The organism is Micromonospora sp. NPDC047187, from assembly GCF_040643355.1.
Classification (GTDB): Bacteria; Actinomycetota; Actinomycetes; order Mycobacteriales; family Micromonosporaceae; genus Micromonospora; species Micromonospora salmantinae.
Genome location: NZ_JBEYUF010000008.1, coordinates 228757 through 247143, shown reverse-complemented (window position 1 = coordinate 247143; position 18387 = coordinate 228757). Strand labels below are relative to the sequence as shown.

18 protein-coding genes and 1 pseudogene are annotated in these 18387 nt (G+C 72.1%); 13 read left to right on the top strand and 6 right to left on the bottom strand.

The window, feature by feature from the left end:
* Positions 1-109 precede the first annotated feature (109 nt).
* Positions 110-763 carry a phosphate signaling complex protein PhoU gene (phoU, locus tag ABZ794_RS16680; protein WP_151496297.1) on the bottom strand — a complete coding sequence of 218 codons (654 nt, stop codon included), beginning with the start codon at positions 761-763 and terminating at the stop codon, positions 110-112.
* 205 nt (positions 764-968) lie between these two features.
* Between phoU and ABZ794_RS16675 the strand changes: the two genes are divergently transcribed.
* Together ABZ794_RS16675 and ABZ794_RS16670 are read left to right on the top strand one after the other, a co-directional pair.
* The gene (locus ABZ794_RS16675; RefSeq protein ID WP_238689066.1) at positions 969-2252 is read left to right on the top strand and encodes an ATP-binding protein; all 1284 of its coding nucleotides are present in this window, start codon (positions 969-971) and stop codon (positions 2250-2252) included.
* A gap of 24 nt (positions 2253-2276) precedes the next feature.
* Positions 2277-2960, top strand: coding sequence for a response regulator transcription factor (locus ABZ794_RS16670; protein WP_030329696.1), 684 nt, complete (start codon positions 2277-2279; stop codon positions 2958-2960).
* 411 nt (positions 2961-3371) lie between these two features.
* Here the strand turns inward: ABZ794_RS16670 and ABZ794_RS16665 are convergent, their stop codons facing one another.
* Complete coding sequence (locus ABZ794_RS16665; RefSeq protein ID WP_210782571.1) at positions 3372-4169, bottom strand: hypothetical protein; 798 nt, start codon at positions 4167-4169, stop codon at positions 3372-3374.
* Between the two features lie 80 nt (positions 4170-4249).
* Here ABZ794_RS16665 and ABZ794_RS16660 point away from each other — a divergent pair, with 80 nt between their 5' ends.
* Together ABZ794_RS16660 and ABZ794_RS16655 are read left to right on the top strand one after the other, a co-directional pair.
* Positions 4250-5194 carry a Ppx/GppA phosphatase family protein gene (locus ABZ794_RS16660; RefSeq protein ID WP_112584229.1) on the top strand — a complete coding sequence of 315 codons (945 nt, stop codon included), beginning with the start codon at positions 4250-4252 and terminating at the stop codon, positions 5192-5194.
* A gap of 75 nt (positions 5195-5269) precedes the next feature.
* Complete coding sequence (locus ABZ794_RS16655) at positions 5270-6076, top strand: sugar phosphate isomerase/epimerase (protein ID WP_091402756.1); 807 nt, start codon at positions 5270-5272, stop codon at positions 6074-6076.
* 31 nt (positions 6077-6107) lie between these two features.
* Here ABZ794_RS16655 and ABZ794_RS16650 read toward each other — a convergent pair whose 3' ends face one another.
* From ABZ794_RS16650 to ABZ794_RS16640, 3 genes are read right to left on the bottom strand one after another with little or no spacing between them, the layout of a single operon-like run.
* Positions 6108-6695: a CGNR zinc finger domain-containing protein gene (locus ABZ794_RS16650; RefSeq protein WP_210782524.1), complete on the bottom strand. Its 588-nt coding sequence runs from the start codon at positions 6693-6695 to the stop codon at positions 6108-6110.
* Between the two features lie 18 nt (positions 6696-6713).
* Entirely contained in the window at positions 6714-7880 is a 1167-nt protein-coding gene (locus ABZ794_RS16645) for a glutathionylspermidine synthase family protein (protein ID WP_210782526.1), read from the bottom strand.
* Position 7881: 1 nt separating this feature from the next.
* Entirely contained in the window at positions 7882-8154 is a 273-nt protein-coding gene (locus ABZ794_RS16640) for a hypothetical protein (RefSeq protein WP_225855034.1), read from the bottom strand.
* 106 nt (positions 8155-8260) lie between these two features.
* Between ABZ794_RS16640 and ABZ794_RS16635 the strand changes: the two genes are divergently transcribed.
* From ABZ794_RS16635 to ABZ794_RS16595, 9 genes and pseudogenes are all read left to right on the top strand, one after another.
* Positions 8261-9181, top strand: coding sequence for a proline dehydrogenase family protein (locus ABZ794_RS16635; RefSeq protein ID WP_210782531.1), 921 nt, complete (start codon positions 8261-8263; stop codon positions 9179-9181).
* Positions 9182-9375: 194 nt separating this feature from the next.
* The gene (locus tag ABZ794_RS16630; RefSeq protein WP_357516130.1) at positions 9376-10665 is read left to right on the top strand and encodes a hypothetical protein; all 1290 of its coding nucleotides are present in this window, start codon (positions 9376-9378) and stop codon (positions 10663-10665) included.
* Between the two features lie 79 nt (positions 10666-10744).
* A complete protein-coding gene (locus ABZ794_RS16625) occupies positions 10745-12091 on the top strand; it encodes an efflux RND transporter periplasmic adaptor subunit (RefSeq protein ID WP_210782573.1) in 1347 nt (448 codons plus the stop codon).
* A pseudogene (locus ABZ794_RS16620) lies at positions 12088-12963 on the top strand (ABC transporter ATP-binding protein); the annotation flags it as partial. The gene ABZ794_RS16625 and the pseudogene ABZ794_RS16620, both read left to right, overlap by 4 nt.
* A 116-nt stretch (positions 12964-13079) precedes the next feature.
* The gene (locus tag ABZ794_RS16615; RefSeq protein ID WP_091402733.1) at positions 13080-14264 is read left to right on the top strand and encodes an ABC transporter permease; all 1185 of its coding nucleotides are present in this window, start codon (positions 13080-13082) and stop codon (positions 14262-14264) included.
* 212 nt (positions 14265-14476) lie between these two features.
* A complete protein-coding gene (locus ABZ794_RS16610; protein WP_007465625.1) occupies positions 14477-14686 on the top strand; it encodes a helix-turn-helix domain-containing protein in 210 nt (69 codons plus the stop codon).
* A 270-nt stretch (positions 14687-14956) separates the two neighbouring features.
* Entirely contained in the window at positions 14957-15058 is a 102-nt protein-coding gene (locus tag ABZ794_RS16605; RefSeq protein ID WP_007465623.1) for an AURKAIP1/COX24 domain-containing protein, read from the top strand.
* Positions 15059-15180: 122 nt separating this feature from the next.
* Positions 15181-16257 (top strand): NAD-dependent epimerase/dehydratase family protein, encoded by a 1077-nt coding sequence (locus ABZ794_RS16600; protein ID WP_210782533.1) that lies wholly within the window; start codon positions 15181-15183, stop codon positions 16255-16257.
* A gap of 292 nt (positions 16258-16549) precedes the next feature.
* Positions 16550-17410, top strand: coding sequence for a lysophospholipid acyltransferase family protein (locus tag ABZ794_RS16595; RefSeq protein ID WP_210782575.1), 861 nt, complete (start codon positions 16550-16552; stop codon positions 17408-17410).
* A gap of 47 nt (positions 17411-17457) precedes the next feature.
* Here ABZ794_RS16595 and ABZ794_RS16590 read toward each other — a convergent pair whose 3' ends face one another.
* Positions 17458-18327, bottom strand: a complete 870-nt coding sequence (locus tag ABZ794_RS16590; RefSeq protein WP_238689068.1) for an HAD-IB family hydrolase — start codon at positions 18325-18327, stop codon at positions 17458-17460.
* Between the last annotated feature and the right edge of the window lie 60 nt (positions 18328-18387).

The following is an 18387-nucleotide window of genomic DNA, read 5'->3' as shown; positions in this document are numbered from 1 at the left end:
GCTGCTTGGCCCGCCGCCGGGGGGGGGCCACCCCGGGGCCGCGCCCCCCCCTCATCGGGCCCCCCCGCCATCGCTTCCCGCGATGGCGAGGGGCCCCTTCGCGTGTCGGTCAGTTACTGCTGGGCGTGCTCTCCCCGGTGATCAGGTAGATCACGTGCTCGCCGGCGTTGACCGCGTGGTCGGCGAAGCGCTCGTAGAAGCGGCCCAGCAGGGTGGCGTCGATCGCCGTCTCCACCCCGTACGGCCAGTCGTCGCCGAGCAGCACGGCGAACAGGTTCTTGTGCAGCTCGTCCATTGCGTCGTCGTCGCGGTCCAGTTCGCCGGCGAGGTCGGCGTCGGGCTTCGCCAGCACCGAACCGATCTTCACGGCCATCCGGTCGGCGATCTCGGACATCTCGGTGAAGACCGTCCGCAGCTCGGCCGGTACGGCGGGGGAGGGATGCCGGCGCAGCGCGGTCTTCGCCACGTGCTCGGCGAGGTCGCCCATCCGCTCCAGATCAGCGGCCACGTGCAGCGCGGTGATCATCGCCCGGAGGTCGGAGGCGACCGGCGCCTGTCGGGCGAGCAGGTCGCAGACCCGCTCCTCGACGTGCCGGTAGAGGTCGTCGATCTCGGCGTCCCGCTCGATGACCGTCTCGGCGGCCTGCCGGTCGGCGGTGAGCAGGGCCCGGGTGGCCTGGCGCATGGCGGCGCGGACGCCCTCCGCCATGTCCACCAGCAGTTGGCTGACGATCTGGAGGTCGGCCCGGAACTCGTCGCGCATCATCACGTCCTGTGGTCGGTCGCCGCCGACGGGTGCCGGCGCAGGGGGTTGAGCAGGTGCGACGCCAACGGTAGGGGCGCGCGGACGGATCCCGGATGAACCACGGTGAACGACGCCAGACGTGGGGGTGAACACTTCCGTAAGTGAGGGTAGTTCGTCCCGTTCTGTGTGGTAGCCAGGTTAACAATGACCCTACGATCGCCGGGTGGAGTGGGCGGTGGCGGTCGTGGTGGCCCTGGCGTTGGTGGCCGGGATGGCCGCCGGTCTGCTGCTGCCCCGGTTCCTGCCGAGGCGGGACGGTCACTCCACGTCGACGGGGAGCGTCAGCTTCCGCTGGAGCAGGGGGAGGCCCGCGATAGCCGACGAGCAGCAGGCCGGGCTCGGCCGCCGGACGATCGACTCACTCCGGGCCGGTGTCGTGGTCCTGGACAACGACGACGTCCCCGTGCTGATCAACCCGGCCGCCCGCGCGATGGGGCTGCTGCGTACCGGCAGCACCCCCGGCTCAATCGCCGCGCACCCGCTGATCCGTACCCTTGCCGGCCAGGTGCGGCGCACCGGCGTGCGACGCGAGATCGAGCTGGACCTGCCCCGAGGCCGCGACAGTGCGGGGGAGAACCCGCTCGGCGTGCACCTGCGGGCGATGGGTCTCGGCAACGGCTTCATAGCGGTCGAGGCGGTCGACGTGACCGAGTCGCACCGGCTGACCCGGGTACGACGCGACTTCGTGGCCAACGTGAGCCACGAGCTGAAGACACCGATCGGGGCCCTGCAACTGCTCGCCGAGGCGTTGCTGGACGCTACCGAGCCGGCCGACGCCGCGGCACCCGACCTCTCCGAGGACCTGGTGGCCGCCCGCCGGTTCGCCGAGCGGATCCAGCACGAGTCGACCCGGCTGGGTCGGCTGGTGCAGGAGTTGCTGGAGTTGACCCGGTTGCAGGGGGCTGAGCCGCAGCCGCCACCGGAGCCGGTCGCGCTGGACTGGGTGATCGCCGAGGTGGTCGACCGGACCCGCACCACGGCCTCCGCCCGGGGAGTCGCCGTGACAGTGGACGGGGCGCGTGGCCTCACCGCGTACGGCAGCGACTCCCAACTCGCCACCGCGGTGGCGAACCTGGTGGAGAACGCCATCAACTACTCGGGCGAGGACACCACGGTGCGGGTGACCCTCCGCGGCGACGACGAGCACGTCGAGGTCGCCGTCTCCGACCAGGGCATCGGTATCGCCCCCACCGACGTCGACCGGATCTTCGAGCGGTTCTACCGGGCCGACCAGGCCCGCTCGCGTGCCACCGGCGGCACCGGGCTCGGCCTGGCGATCGTGAAACACATTGCGAGCAACCATGGCGGACGGGTCGAGGTGTCGAGCACTCTTGGTGGTGGATCGACGTTCACCCTCCGGCTGCCCGCCAGTCCACCGGACGACCTCCTGGCGACACTGCCGCCGGTTGGGATCGAGTCCGGTCCGACAGGGCTACGGCAGGTCTGACAGCAAATGGAAAGGAAATCCCCGTTGAGCCGCGTTCTCGTGGTCGAGGACGAGGAGTCGTTCTCCGACGCCTTGTCGTACATGCTCCGTAAGGAGGGCTTTGAGGTTTCGGTCGCCGCGACCGGCACCGACGCCCTCACCGAGTTCGACCGGACCGGCGCCGACATCGTGCTGCTCGACCTGATGTTGCCCGAGATGTCGGGGACCGAGGTCTGCCGGCAGTTGCGGCAGCGCTCCGCCGTACCGATCATCATGGTCACCGCCCGGGACAGCGAGATCGACAAGGTGGTCGGGCTGGAGATCGGCGCCGACGACTACGTCACGAAGCCGTACTCGCCGCGGGAACTGGTCGCCCGGATCCGGGCGGTGCTGCGCCGGCAGAGCCCGGAGGTGGCCGAGGCGGGCGCGCCGACGCTGGCCGCCGGGCCGGTGCGGATGGACATCGAGCGGCACGTGGTGACCGTCGACGGCGGGGCCGTACAGCTGCCGCTGAAGGAATTCGAACTGCTGGAGCTGCTGCTGCGCAACGCGGGCCGGGTGCTCACCCGCGGTCAGCTCATCGACCGGGTCTGGGGCGCCGACTACGTCGGTGACACCAAGACGCTGGACGTGCACGTCAAGCGGCTGCGCTCCAAGATCGAGCCGGAGCCGTCCGCGCCGCGCTTCATCGTGACCGTGCGGGGTCTGGGCTACAAGTTCGAGCCGTGATCGGCGTACCCGAAGGGGGTCTGCGCTCGACGCGGGCCCCCTTCGGCCTGTCCGCCCTTGAGCGGCGGGCCAGCTACGGGAGCTGAGCCACCTGCGCGGCTTGGGCGAGTCAGTTGATGCGACCCTTTGGAGCTGATGTCACAGACGAGTCATCCGCCGACGTCGTAGAGCTGACGTCCGTAAAGCTGACGTCCGTAGAGCCGATGCCGTAAACGAGTCAGCTCCAAAGGCGTCCCGCCCGACGCCGGCTCCTTGCCCTCGGCCGTTGTGGCGTCGCTCCGTAGACGAGCGAGCAGTGTGGCGTGGCGTCCGATGATCTCGTCTGCGAGACCGGCGAAGTCTGCGGCGTCTCGCTGTGCCGGGTCGTTGTCAGGTGGAAGTGTCGCAGTCACTGGATTGTCACCGAGACGGCTAGACCTCGTCGGCGGGGTGCGGGGCGATCATGCCCTGCTTCGTTCTGGTCGCGCACAGCTCGGCCAGCCGCTCGTACGCGGGAGCGCCGATCAGGGCGGTCAGCTCCGGCCCGTACGACAGGTACATCGGCTCGGTGCCGACGTGCGCGTCCGTCGAGGAGGTGCACCACCAGTCCAGGTCGTGCCCGCCGGCTCCCCAGCCCCGCCGGTCGAACTCGGACAGGGTGGAGACCAGCACCTTGCTGTTGTCCGGTCGTTTCACCCAGTCCTGATCGCGGCGGATCGGCAGCTGCCAACAGACGTCCGGCTTGTATTCCAACGGGTGCACCCCGTCGCGCAGCGCTTGGGCGTGCAGGGCGCAACCGCCACCGCCGGCGAAGTCGGCGTCGTTGAGGAACACGCACGGACCGTCGGGGCCCTGGGTGGCGGTGCGGCGGGCCGGGTTCTTGCCGTCGATGGTGTCCTCGTCGGTCCAGTTCTTGAACCCGCGCCGGAAATGCTGCCAGGTCGACGGGGCGAGTCGCCGGACGGCGTTGCGAACCCGCTTCTCGTCGTCCGAGTCGGTGAAGAACGCCCCGTGCGAGCAGCAACCGTCGGCGGCCCGGCCGGCGATGATGCCGTGGCAGCCCTTGCCGAAGATGCAGGTCCAGCGGGAGAGCAACCAGGTCAGGTCGGCCCGGATCAGGTGCGTCTCGTCGGCCGGGTCGGTGAACTCGATCCACTCCCGAGGGAAGTCCAGGGGCACCTCGCGACTGCGCGGGTCACCCGGGTCGTCCACCAGCACACGGAGCTCCATCGTCACTCGGCCCAGCGTACGCGCGGTGACGTCCGCAGGCCGGTGAGCCGCGCAAACGTGTTGCGCCTACTGTCTTCACCATGCGACTGGGTGTCCTCGACGTCGGATCCAACACGGTGCATCTCCTCGTGGTGGACGCGCACCACGGCGCGCACCCGTGGCCGGCGCACTCCGAGAAGGTGGTGCTCCGGCTGGCCGAGCAGATCGGCCCCGACGGCGCGCTGACCGAGGCGGGCGCGGACGGCCTGGTCAAGGCGGTGGGCATGGCCAAGGCGGCGGCCACCGGGTTGGCGGCCGACGACCTGATCGCTTTCGCCACGTCCGCGGTGCGCGACGCCACCAACGCGGCCGAGGTGCTGGCCCGGGTCCGGGACGAGACCGGCGTACGCCTGGCGGTGCTCTCCGGGGCGGACGAGGCGCGGATGACGTTCCTGGCGGTACGGCGGTGGTTCGGCTGGTCGGCGGGCCGGCTGCTGGTGCTGGACATCGGTGGCGGCTCGTTGGAGATCGCCGCCGGCATCGACGAGGACCCGGACGTCGCGGTCTCCCTGCCGCTCGGGGCCGGTCGGCTGACCCGCGAGCGGCTGCGGGTCGATCCGGCCAGTGCGGCCCCGCCGTCGGCGGAGGCCGTCGACAAGCTCCGGGAGTACGTGGACGGCCGGCTGGACAAGGTCGTCGACCAGATGACCGAGGTGGGCTGGGGTCGGGCGGTGGCCACCTCGAAGACGTTCCGCACCCTGGCCCGACTGGCCGGGGCGGCCCCGTCCGGTTCCGGGCTGTGGGTGCGACGCAGCCTGACCCGGGCCGGCCTGCGGCAGGTCATCGGTTTCATTCGGCACATCCCACCGGCGCAGTTGATGGAGCTGGAGGGGGTCAGCGCGGGTCGGGCCCACCAGTTGCTGGCCGGTGCCGTCGTCGCCGAGGCGGTGATGCGCCGCCTGGACCTGGACTCCCTGGACATCTGCCCGTGGGCGCTGCGGGAGGGTGTCATCCTCCGCCGGCTCGATCAACTGGAGCCGATCTGATCCGGCGGCCGTTTTCGGTAGGTTTGCCGGCGCTCGTCACGATGCCCCCGGCGCTGCCGGGCTACGCTGGCTGATGTGACTTCCCGCGTTCCCGTGCTCCTTTCCAGCTCGTCGGTCTTTCCCGAGCCGACCGCGGCGGCGTTCCAACTGGCCGCGGCGCTCGGCTACGACGGCGTCGAGGTGATGGTCTGGACCGACGTCGTCAGCCAGGACGCGGGCGCGCTGCGCGGCCTCTCCACGCACTACGACGTGCCGGTGCTATCGGTGCACGCGCCCTGCCTGCTGGTCACCCAGCGGGTGTGGAGCCCGGACCCGTGGGAGCGCCTGCGCAAGGCCGCCGAGCTGGCCGAGACGCTGGGCGCGCCGACCGTTGTGGTGCACCCACCGTTCACCTGGCAGCGGGACTACGCGCGCAACTTCGCCGAGGGTCTGGCCACCGTCGCGGACCGGTTCACGGGGCTGCGCTTCGCTGTGGAGAACATGTACCCGGTGCGGATGGCGGGCCGGCAGTTCGTCCCGTACGTGCCCGGTTGGGACCCGACCGACGCCGGCTACCCGTCGTACACCCTGGATCTGTCGCACTGCGCGGCCTCGCACAGCGACCCCCTGGAGATGGCCGACCGGATGGGCGCCGGGCTGGCGCACGTGCACCTCGGCGACGGCACCGGCGAGGGCCGCGACGAGCACCTGGTGCCCGGGCGCGGCACCCAGCCCTGCGGGGAACTGCTCTCCTCGCTGGCCGGCCGGGGTTTCACCGGTGCGGTGGCGGTGGAGGTCGCCACCCGGGGCGCGAAGAGCCGCGCGGTGCGCGAGGCGGACCTGCGCGCCGCGCTGGAGTTCGCCCGCCAGCACCTGACCGCGTCGTCACCGGTCGACGCCTGACCCGTCCGCCCGGGACCGGGCGGTGGCGGTGTCAGCTGACCGGTGAGAGGGAATCGGCGGCGGACGTCGGCTGCGGGGCGACAGTCACCTGCTCGCCGACCGCCGCCCGCTTACGGGCCCGGTGCGCGGCGACGTGCGAGCGGGTGGCGCAGCGCTCCGAGCAGAACCGCCGGCAGCAGTTGGACGACGTGTCCAGGTAGACGTTGCCGCACCGCTCGTCGGCGCAGACCCCGAACCGGGCGCTGCCGTACTCGCAGAGCCAGACCGACAGCCCCCAGACCGCGCCGGCCAGGTATTCGGCACTGACCGAGGCTCCTCGACTGGTCACGTGCATGTGCCAGTCGCTGGAGTCGTGCCCGGAGATGCGCGGCTGCACCGGGAACGCCTCGAGCAGCGCGTTCAGCTCGGTGACCGCCTGGCCGTCCCGCCCCGAGGTGCCGTACTCGAAGACGTCGCGTAAGCGTTTCTGCGCCCGGCGGAAAATCGCCACGTCCCGGTCCGCGACCTCGTCGCGCATCCAGGCGTTCTCGTCGGGGAAGAGGGCCCGCAGGTCGTCGAGGTCGTCCAGGCGGGCGTTGACCAGGTCAACGCCGGTCCGGGCGTACGCGTCGAAGTTCACGCCCCAACGGTAGACGACTCAGCGGGTGCGCGGCGCGTCGATGTAGTGCGGCAGGAACCGCGCGTAGCCGTCGGTGATCAGACTCGCGCTCTCCCGCACACCCACGCCGGCCGATTCGCCGTCGACGATCCAGCTGCCCAGCACCATCCGGTTGCCGGCGAACTGCGGCAACGCCCGGAACTCCTGGTAGCACCAGCCCTCGTCGCCGTAGATCCCCGGGTTGGTGATCTCCTCGTCGGCGGTGACGATGCGTACCGATCCGCCCTCGCGGCCGAGTAGTGGCTTGGCGACGTACTCCGGCATGCCGCGCGGCGAGTCGAGGTACGCCGGGAGCAGGTACTCGTGGCCGGGGTACAGCTCCCAGAGGACCGCGAGCAGCGCCTTGTTGGAGAGCAGCAGTTTCCAGGCCGGCTCGATCCAGGTGGTCGGGGTGCCCGGGGCCAGGGCCGCCGGCCCGTACGGCTCGGCCAGCATCCACTCCCACGGGTAGAGCTTGAAGCAGGTGGTCACCGGGTTGTCGTCGGCGTCGACGAAGCGCCGGCCGTCCCAGCCGATCTCCTGGATGGGTTGGAGCTCGACGCTCAGGCCGGCCTGCCGGGCGGTCTCGGCGAGGTAGCCGGCGGTCATGTGGTCCTCGCCGGACTCCTCCTCGTTCGACCAGAGCACGTGCACCCGGGGGTCGTGCAGCCCGGCCCCGATCTTGGCCCAGGCGCCGACCAGCCGCTCGTGCAGGCTGTTCCACTGGTCCAGCTCCGGCCGGGTCTGCTCCAGCCAGTACCACTGGATGATGCTCGCCTCGACAAGCGCGGTGGGGGTGTCCGCGTTGTACTCCAACATCTTCGGGGGCCAGGTGCCGTCGTACGCGAGGTCGAAGCGCCCGTACAGGGTCGGTGGCGCCTCCCGCAGCGACCGGGCCACCGCGTCGGCCGCCCACTGCGGGATGCCGAACTCGGCGTACCGGCGCTGCGCCACCACGTGCTCGGCGGCGGCCACCGACATCCGGTGCAGCTCCTCGGTGGCCTCCTCCAGCCGCAGCACCTCGTCCAGGTCGAACGCGTACGCGGCGGTCTCGTCCCAGTACGACATGACCCCGCCGTCGGGCAGCTCGGTGTCGACGTAGACCAGCCCCTGCGACCGGATGGTGGCGTCCCAGTCGGGGCGAGGCGCGACCGTCTCGCGGCGCACGTCAGCCGCCGCAGGCGGCGAGGTGGGTGCCGAAGCCGCCGCGTTCGGGCAGGGCGGCGGTGGTCGGCTCCGGGGCGGTGCGACCGGCGGCCGGGTCGGTGACCCGCATCGCCAGCGCGACTGTGTCGCCGCCGCCGACCGGCCCGAGGGCGCAGTCGTCGTCATCGTCGTCGTCCGAGGTCATGTTGCAGCCGGAAAGGGCGAGCGCGAGAGCGGTGAGCGCGCCGAGCTGCACGGAGGCCGAGCGGAGTCGGCGGCGGGGGCGTTGGTCCACGGCATCGTTGTAGCCGATCGACGCCACCGCCGCCGCCCCGCCCCCATGTCGAGGTGGCCCGGCCGCCCCTCGGCGGGGCCCCTGGCAGGGGCGTTACGCTCGGCTCATGCTCCGTTCCGTCATCCTCGCCGCCTCCCGGTCATCCCAGGTCGAGCGGCTCGTCGCGACTGCCCCGTACACCCGGGACGTCGTCCGCCGGTTCGTCGCCGGCGCCGCCACCGACGACGCGTTGCGCGCGACCCGCGGGCTCGTCGACGACGGCCTCGCGGTCACCCTCGACCACCTCGGTGAGGACACCGTCCGCCCCGAGCAGGCCACCGCCACCCGGGACGAATACCTGAAGCTGCTGAAGATGCTCGGCGACGCGGGGCTCACCCCGGCCGCCGAGGTGAGCGTGAAGCTCTCCGCCCTCGGCCAGATGTTCGACGAGCAGTTGGCGTACGACAACGCGCGGGCGATCTGCGCGGCGGCCGACGCGGCGGGCACCACTGTCACCCTGGACATGGAGGACCACACCACCACCGACTCGACGTTGGAGGTGCTGAGCCGGCTGCGCAAGGACTTCCCGTCGACCGGCGCGGTGCTCCAGGCGTACCTGCGGCGGACCGAGTCGGACTGCCGGGAACTCTCCTCGGCCGGGTCGCGGGTGCGGCTGTGCAAGGGCGCCTACAAGGAGCCGGAGTCGGTGGCGTACCAGTCGGCCCGTGAGGTGGACAAGTCGTACGTGCGCTGCATGAACATCCTGATGTCCGGCGACGGTTACCCGATGCTGGCCACCCACGACCCGCGGATGATCGCCATCGGTGAGGACCGGGCCCGGTGGTTCGACAGGGGTCCCGAGCGTTTCGAGTTCCAGATGCTCTACGGCATCCGCCCCGAGGAGCAGGCCCGGTTGGTCGGCGAGGGCTACACGGTGCGCACCTACGTCCCGTACGGCGACGAGTGGTACGGCTACCTGATGCGCCGGCTCGCCGAGCGCCCCGCCAACCTGGTCTTCTTCGGCCGTGCCCTGATCTCCAAGAAGTAGTTCCTCCGGTTCGGCCGACGGGCCGGCGGCGACCCCTGGGGTCACCGCCGGCCCGTTTCGCGTATCCGGCTCGGGAACGTTGGCTAAGCGAATTAGCTGTAAAGCTATGACAACTAGCCAGGTGCGCGAGCGGCCGGGCCGATCGGCCCGGGGTGGCCTCGCCGCATCCAGGTAGTGGTCGTACCCTTCGGCGGGTGACTGACGAGGTGCAGCAGCCAGCACCACGGCGGCTCTGGCCGCTGTGGACGGTGCTCGTGGTGGTCGTCCTGCTGCTGGGCTGCGGCCTGCCGGCGGCGCTCGTCGTCGGAGTGATCCGGGAGACAGGCTCGCGCCCCACCGTCAGCCGGGTCGGCGCCTCGACGGCCGACGACCCGGCCACCGCCGTGGCCCGAGGGCTGTCCGACCGGATCACCGCCCAGCTCCACCGGCAGTCGGCGGCGCTCCTGGGCGGGGACCGCGCCGGTTTCCTCGCCGTCGCCGATCCCGCCGCCCACGACGACCTGCGCCGACGCTTCGCCGCGCTACGCGAGCTCAAGGTGACCGGCTGGCGGGCCGAGCCGAGTGGCCTGCCCGTGCCGATCATCGGCAAGCCCGGCGAGTGGCGGCTGCTGGTGCGCTTCCAGTACTGCTTCGTCACGCCGAACTGCCGGCCCAGCCCGGTGCTGATCGGCACCCGGTGGCGGGAGAACGGCGACCAGCCCCGGATGGTCGCCATGGAGGAATCCAAGTCGGTGCAGACCGGCACCCGACCCTGGGAGATCAGCGACCTGGCGGTCGCCATCGGCACCCGGACCATCGTCGCCACCACCCCGGCGCTGCGCGGCAAGCTGCCCGGCCTGCTCGCGCAGGCCGAGGCGGCGGCAAGGGTCGCCGACGGGTACGCGGTGACCGGCTCACCGCCGGACCGATACCGGATCTTCTACGCCGGGCGCACCGAGTGGCAGCGCTGGTACGGCGGGGAACGCCCAGAATGGACCGGCGGTTACGCGGTCACAGTGGGCGGCGGCCACCACGAGGTGGTGCTCAACGCCGAAGGGCTCTCCAACAGCGGCACCGACGACCTGCTGCGGCACGAGTTGACCCACGCGGCGTCGTTGCCCGAGCGCGGCTACCCGGGCAAGCTCACCTGGTGGTTGGTCGAGGGCCTGGCCGAGTTCGCCGGTGCCGGCGGCCAGGCGGTCGACCGGTACGAGGGGATCGCCGACGTGCGCAAGATGGTCCGGGGCGGCTGGGACGGCAAGTTGGAGGGCGTCAACCCCGCCGACGACGCGTCCGCCGAACGGGTAGCCGCCAGCTACGGCATCGGTTACCTGGCCGTTCGGCACCTCGTCGACAGGTACGGGCCGCTGCGGCTGCTCACCTTCTTCAAGACAGTGGTGCACGACGGCAGGACCATCGACGCGGCCTCCGAGAAGGCGTTCGGTGAGCAGTGGTCGACGCTGCACGACGAGTGCGTGGCGTACGTCCGCGCCACCGCCGCCTGACGCAGCTCGGAGGCGCTGCGGCGGTGCGCCGTACCATCGATGGGTGCGCCGTTCCCAGTCGTCACGGCCCGCCAGCACCATGCGGCCCCGCCTGCTCATCGCCCTGACCGCCGTCGTCGTCCTCACCGCCACCACCGCCGCCTCCTGCGGCGACGAAGGCCCCGATCTCGCGCTGGCGTCGGCCGCCCGCAACCCGGTCACCGAGGTGATCGACGCACCCGCCACGGTGACCGCCCGTGCCGCCGCCACCCTCACCGCTCCGGCCGACGGCACCCTGTCCAGCCTGCGCGTCCAACCTGGACAACGGGTCAGGCGCGGTCAGGTGCTGGCGGTGGTCGACTCGCCGAGCGCGCAACAGCGCCTCCGTCAGGCCAAGGAGGCGCTGGCCGCCGCGAAGCGTGCCGGCCGGGGCGTGGGAGCGGGCAGCCTGACCAGCAGCCGGCGTGGCACCGACAAGGCCGCCGACGAGGCCTTCGACGCGGCCCGCAAGGCCGCCGAGAAGATCGCCGACCCGCAACTGCGCGACGCGCTGCTCACCCAGGTGACGTCCGCGCAACGCCAGTACGCGGCCGCCGCGCGCAGCGCCGACCAGGCGGTCCGCGCTGTGCAGCGGGGGATCAACGGGTTGAGTTCCGCCGTCGGCGCGCTCTCCGCGGCGCAACGGCTCCAGGCCCAGCAGGCGTACGACCTGGCGAAGGCGACAGTCGACGCGCTGACCCTGCGCGCCCCGATCGCCGGGGTGGTGCAGCCCGGCGGCACCCGGGCCGGCGGTGGCGCGAATGCCGGTCTGGCCGGGCTGTTGGAGCAGGCCGGTGGCGCGGGCCTCGACCCGTCCGTGCTGGCCCCCACTCAGGGTGGGCCGCCCGCCGGGGTGGACGACGCCGTCGTCGTCGGTGGGCTGGTCACCGCCGGCACGCCGGTGCTGACCGTGGTGGACACCGGGCAGCTCGGGCTGCTCGCCGAGGTGGACGAGACCGACGTGCTGCTGGTCAAGGCCGGCGTGCCGGCCACCGTCGAGTTGGACGCCGTCACCGGCGCCAGCTACGACGCCACCGTCCGCTCGGTCGACGTGCTGCCCACCAGTTCCGCGCAGGGCGGGGTCACCTACCGGGTCCGCCTCGCGCTGGGCGCCGGGAAGCTGGCCGAGGACGAGCCGGCCCCGACGCCCCGCCCCGGAATGAACGCGATCGTGCACCTGCGGGTACGTGAGGCCGTGGACGCGGTGACCGTCCCCGCGTCGGCGGTGTTCTCCGCCGACGGCCGCGACGCGGTCTGGGTGGTCCGTGACGGCAAGGCGGGCCGAGCGTCGGTGACCGTGGGCGTCCAGGGGTCCGACCTCGTGCAGATCCTCAACGGTGTGCAGCCCGGCGACCGGATCGTGGTGCGCGGCGCCGACCAGGTCCGCGACGGCCAGGAAGTCCGGTGACCGAACCAGCCGTCGCAGATCCGCCGGCAGGGGAGCGTGTCCCGGCCATCGAGGCGGTGGACGTGTCCCGGACGTACCAGCTCGACGGGGTGTCGGTGGAGGCGCTGCGCGGGGTGTCGCTCACCGTGCAGTCGGGGGACTACGTGGCCCTGGTCGGCCCGTCCGGCTCGGGCAAGTCCACCCTCATGCACCTCCTCGGCGGGCTGGACCGGCCCACCGGTGGCCGCCTGGTGATCGGCGGGCGGGACGTCAACGCCCTGGCGCCGCCGGAGATGGCGACCCTGCGCAACGAGACGATCGGCTTCGTCTTCCAGGCGTTTCACCTGCTGCCGCGTACCTCGGCGGTGGAGAACGTGGCGTTGCCCCTGGTCTACCGGGGGGTGTCGGCCCGGCAGCGGCGGGAGCGGGCGGCGGCGATGCTGGGCCGGGTCGGCCTCGGGCACCGGCTCGACCACCGGCCCAACCAGATGTCCGGCGGTGAGCAGCAGCGGGTGGCGATCGCCCGCGCGCTGGTCACCGAGCCGACGGTGCTGCTGGCCGACGAGCCCACCGGCAACCTGGACAGCGTCACCGGCGCCGCGGTGCTGGAGCTGTTGGAGCAGTTGAACGCGGAGTCCGGGGTGGCGCTGGTGATGGTCACCCACGACCAGGAGGTGGCGGCCCGCGCCCACCGCCGGATCACCATGCGCGACGGGGTGGTCGTGGCGGACAGCGCCGACCCGCGCTCTGCTCATGATCGACCGCCGTCCGTTGATCACGGTCGACCTGCGACACTGGTCCCCGCTCCCAGCGCGGAGCCCCGGTCCGCGTCCGGAAGCGGTCCGGGGCACCCGTCCGGTGGCTCCGGTGGCGCCGCCGGAGCCACCGGGCGCCTTCCGCGCGAGGTCGAGCGGCCCGAGGCCCACTCACGCGACGCCGCCGGGGGCGATGCCGTTGCGCGCGAGGGCGCTGCGGGCGCGCGCCAAGCCGACCGACCCGGGGGTACGGCGTGAGGGTCGCCGAGGCATGGCGGGTGGCGCTGGACGCCCTGCGGGCCAACCGGCTGCGTAGCGCGCTGACCATGCTCGGGGTGATCATCGGGGTGGCCTCGGTGGTGCTGCTGGTGGCCATCGGCACCGGCACCAAACAGAAGGTCGAGCAACAGGTCGAGGGCCTCGGCTCCAACCTGCTGCTGGTCGTCCCCGGCCGGATCGAGGTGGGCAACGCGCCGGTCGTCTCGCCGCTGACCCTCAAGGACGTGGACGCCGTCACCCGGGTGGTCGGCGATCCCGATCGGGTGGCGGTCACCGTCGCCTCCGGGGCGACAGCGCGGGCCGGCGCCCGTTCCGACTTCACCACGGTGCAGGGCGTCCTGGAGACGACCCCGGCGGTGTTCACCCGCTCGCTGGCGCGGGGACGGTACCTCACCGGCACCGACGTGGACACCAGCCGACGGGTGGCGGTGCTCGGTGACTCGGTCGCCCGTGCGCTCTTCCCCGACCGGGACCCGCTCGGCCAGCAGGTGGCGCTGGCCGGGGTGCGGTTCCGGGTGATCGGGGTCTTCGCGCCCCTCGGGCAGAGCCTCGGCGTCGACCGGGACGACGAGGTGCACGTGCCGGTGACCGCCGCGCAACGACTCTGGGGCACCCAGCGGGTCGACGGCATCGCGGTGAAGGCGCCGGACCGGGAGCGGATCGACGAGCTGGGCGAACGGATCGTCGCCGAGCTGAACCGCCGTCACCCGGACACCGAGTTCAGCGCCGTCACCCAGCAGCAGATCCTCGGCGTGCTCGGCGACATCCTCGGTGTCCTCACCGGCGTGCTGGCGGCCATCGCCGGCATTTCGCTGCTCGTCGGCGGAGTCGGCGTCTCCAACATCATGTTGGTCAGCGTCCGGGAGCGGACCCGGGAGATCGGGCTGCGCAAGGCCGTCGGGGCACGTCCCCGCGACATCGGCGTGCAGTTCCTGCTGGAGGCGGTGCTGCTCACCACGATCGGCGGGCTCACCGGGATGGCGCTGGGCGTGGGAACCGCCCTGCTGGTCGACGCGCTGTCGCCAATTCCGGCGGCGATCACCTGGTGGTCGTTGGCGCTCGCCTTCGGGGTGTCGGCGGTCGTGGGCATCGTCTTCGGTGTGGTTCCCGCGCAGCGCGCCGGCCGTCTCGACCCGGTGGTCGCGCTGCGCACCGAATGAGCAGCGCCGGAACAACCGGACGACCGGCGCGCGCGGGCGGATACCGGGAGCGCGGACCGGGTGAACCGGCCACCGAAACATGATCAGTTGCAGGAAGGGATCGCGCCGGTCACAACCGCCCCGCTACCGTACTGGTAACACGCGCGTCGCCGGCCCGGCCCGGAGCATCCGTCGGGTTGGCACGCGCCGGGCATGGGATGGGTCGGTGAGCCATGGCCGGGTCACAGTCCGACGGACGGCTGTCGGAGGTCAAGTTCCTGACCGTCGCGGAGGTGGCGACGGTCATGCGGGTGTCAAAGATGACTGTCTATCGCCTGGTGCACAGCGGTGAGCTCACCGCCGTCCGGGTCGGCCGGTCATTCCGGGTGCCCGAGCATGCGGTGCACGAATATCTGCGGGGTGCCTTTCAGGAGACCGCCTGAGCCACCGCCCCGCCCTCCGATCGCCGGCTGACCGGCATCGGTGGGCGTAAGGAGTGAGCTCGCGGGCCCCGCGGTCGCGAACCGGAGGCGGTCGCGACGGGGGCGCGTTGGTCCGGCTGACGCCCTCCGGCTACCCTGGAGCCCGACCGAGACCCCACCGGTGCGCCCCGCCGCCCAGACTGGTCCGGTCCGTTGTCCGCAAGCGGTCGCCGTCGCCACCTGCGTGGTGTCATCCGGTCCGCCCCGCACGTTGTATCGAAAGGCTGTCGTATGGGCTCGGTGGTCAAGAAGCGCCGTAAGCGCATGGCTAAGAAGAAGCACCGCAAGCTGCTGCGCAAGACCCGCGTCCAGCGTCGCCGTCTCGGCAAGTGATCGCCGCCGGGCTGTCGGCCCGGCGTTCGGCGTCACTTGCCAAACTGTCGACCTCCGGAGGCTCAGGTGATCAGGCCGTGGTCGTCCCGGCTCGGTCCATCCTGCCGGCGTAGGTGCGTCAGATGACCCCCGGTGGCACCTCAGGTGCTCCGGGGGTCGTCGTCGTCACCGGAGTGGGCCGTTACCTGGGCGCCCACGTGGCGGCCCGACTGGCCGCCGACCCGCGCATCGAACGGGTCATCGGCGTCGACGCACCGGACTCCGGCACCGAGTTCACCGACCTGCTGGACCGGGTCGAACGCATCCGCGTCGACAGCGGTTCCCTCGGTGGCCTCCTCGCCGACCTGGACGTCGACGCGGTCGTGCACCTCGCGCTGGTCACCTCACCCGACCCGCAGCACGGCGGCCGGTCCGCGATGAAGGACCAGAACGTCATCGGCAGCATGCAGATGCTCGCCGCCTGCCAGCGGGCACCCCGACTGCGCAAGCTCGTGGTCCGCTCGTCGACAGCCGCGTACGGGGTGTCGTTCCGGGATCCGGCGGTCTTCACCGAGGAAACCGAACCCCGCGAGGTGCCGCGCGGCGGTTTCGGCCGCGACATCCTCGACCTCGAGGGGTACGTGCGCGGCTTCCGCCGCCGCCGGTCCGACGTCACCGCCACGGTGCTGCGTTTCGCCCCGTTCATCGGTTCGACCGCCGACACCACGTTGACCCGCTACTTCTCGCAGCCGTTCGTGCCGACCGTCTTCGGCCGTGATCCCCGCCTGCAGTTCCTGCACTTCGACGACGCGTTGGAGGTGCTGCACCGGTCGATCGTGGAGGACCATCCCGGCACGTACAACGTCGCCGGCCCCGGGGTGCTGTCGCTGTCCCAGGCGATCCGGCGCGCCGGACGGGTCGCCGTCCCGGTGCTGGAGCCGGGTCTTTCCGGGGCCGCCGCGCTGGCCCGCACCATGGGCTTCGGCCGCTACGGCCTGGACCAGGTCGACCTCTTCGTGCACGGCCGGGTGGTCGACACCAGCCGGCTCGAGCAGGAGTACGGCTTCACGCCCCGGTCGACCGCCGAGGCGTTCGAGGACTTCATCCGCGCCCATCATGGTGGGGTGGTGGTCACCCGGGATCAGCTGGCCGCCGCCGAGCAACTCGTCCTGGACGGCATCCGGCAGGTCCGCTCAGCGGTCCGGGAGCGGTCATCGTGAGCGCGAGGAGCGAGCCGGTCTTGCGAGCCCCGCAGTCGCGAACCGAGGCGGCATCATGAGTGGGCCGGAGGAGGGGCGCGACCCGCAGTCGGTCGGGCGTTTCGACGTACCGCAGCAGGTGCCCGCGTCGGACGCGGAACCGGCGCGGCGCAACGGACATCGACCGGCCGCGCAGGCCGCGCCGACCCCGACCGCACCGCCGGTCTCCAGCGCACCGCCGACCCCGACCCCGACCCCGGCTCGGACGCCGGCCGACGAGGTCGACGCCGCGTTGCCCGGCGGCACCGAGCCGGTGGTGTCGGACCGGCCCGGGGACCACTGGGACCGCAAGGTCGCGAACGGGTTGGCGTTCCTGCGCCGGCGGCTCTCCGGTGACTACGAGGTCGACGAGTTCGGTTTCGACGCGGAGTTGACCGACGCGGTCTTCCACCCACTGCTGCGGCTGCTCTACCGGGACTGGTTCCGCACCGAGGTCAGTGGGGTGCAGCACGTCCCCGTGGACGGGCCCGCCCTGGTGGTCGGCAACCACTCCGGGACGGTGGCACTGGACGCCCTGATCCTCTCGGCGGCGCTGCACGACAAGCATCCCGCCCATCGCTACCTGCGGCTGCTCGGCGCCGACCTGGTCTTCCGGATGCCGGTGGTCTCCGAGTTGGCCCGCAAGACCGGCGGCACTGTGGCCTGTAACCCGGACGCCGAGCGGCTGCTCGGCGGCGGCGATCTGGTCGGTGTGTTCCCCGAGGGCTTCAAGGGCATCGGCAAGCTCTACGCCGACCGTTACAAACTGCAACGCTTCGGGCGGGGCGGGTTCGTCTCGGCGGCGCTGCGCACCGGCACCCCGATCGTGCCCGTCGCCATCGTCGGCGGCGAGGAGATCTACCCGATGCTCGCCGACATCAAGCCCCTGGCGCGGCTGCTGAAGCTGCCCTACTTCCCGGTCACGCCGACGTTCCCGCTGCTCGGCCCGCTGGGCATGGTGCCGCTGCCCAGCAAGTGGCTGATCGAGTTCTGCCCGCCGATCCCCACCGCACACCTGACCGACTCGGCGGACGACCCGCTGGTGGTCTTCAACCTCGCCGACCAGGTGCGGGAGACCATCCAGCAGACCCTGCACACGCTGCTGGAGCGACGGCCCGACCCGTTCGGCCCTTAGGGGCCTCAGCCGACCTGACGCTTTGGCACCCGCCCTGGGCGGGCGTCTCAGCCGGTGCGGCGGCGGCGCTGTAGGGCCAGTCCGGCGGTGACCGCGCCCGCGACCAGCCCGGCGGCCGCGGTCGACGGTACGGCGATCTTGACCGCTCGGCGGCCGGTGCGGAAGTCCCGCACCTCCCAGCCGTGCTGGCGGGCCTGCCGCAGCAGGGCGCCGTCCGGGTTGACGGCCACTGCCCGGCCCACCGCGCAGAGCAGCGGCAGGTCGTTCGCCGAGTCGCTGTAGGCCGCGCAGCGGGACAGGTCGAGCCCTTCCACGGCGGCGAGCTGGGTGACCGCCTCGGCCTTGGCCGGCCCGTGCATCAGGTCACCCACCAACCGCCCGGTGTACGCCCCGTCCAGCACCTCGGCCACAGTGCCGATGGCACCGGTCAGGCCGAGCCGGGCGGCGATCACCCGGCCGATCTCGACGGGGGCGGCGCTGACCAGCCAGACCCGCTGACCGGCGTCCAGGTGACGCTGAGCGAGCTGGTGGGTGCCGGCCCAGATCCGGGGGGCCATCATCTCGTCGAAGATCTCCTCGGCGAGGTGTTCGACGTCGTTGACCCGCCAGCCCTGGACGAAGGCCAGCGCCGCCTCCTTGGCCACTGACATGTCACCGGCGTGCTCCCGGGCCAGCAGCCGGAAGCGGAGTTGCTGCCAGGCGAATCGGGCCAGGTCGGCGGTGGTCACGTAGTTTCGGGAGGCGAGACCACGGGCGAACCAGTAGATCGACGCGCCCTGCATCATCGTGTTGTCCACGTCGAAGAACGCCGCGCCGGTCGGGTCGGGTGCGCTCACCGGGGCCAGGTCGGTCTCCGCCCAGGCTGCGGTGTGCCCCTCGGCGTCGGTGCTGACCGTCACCTTACGGCTACGCGCCACGCGAATCCCTTCCTCACCGGTACGACGGATGCTCCCCCGCGAGGGTATCCGCCGTAGACG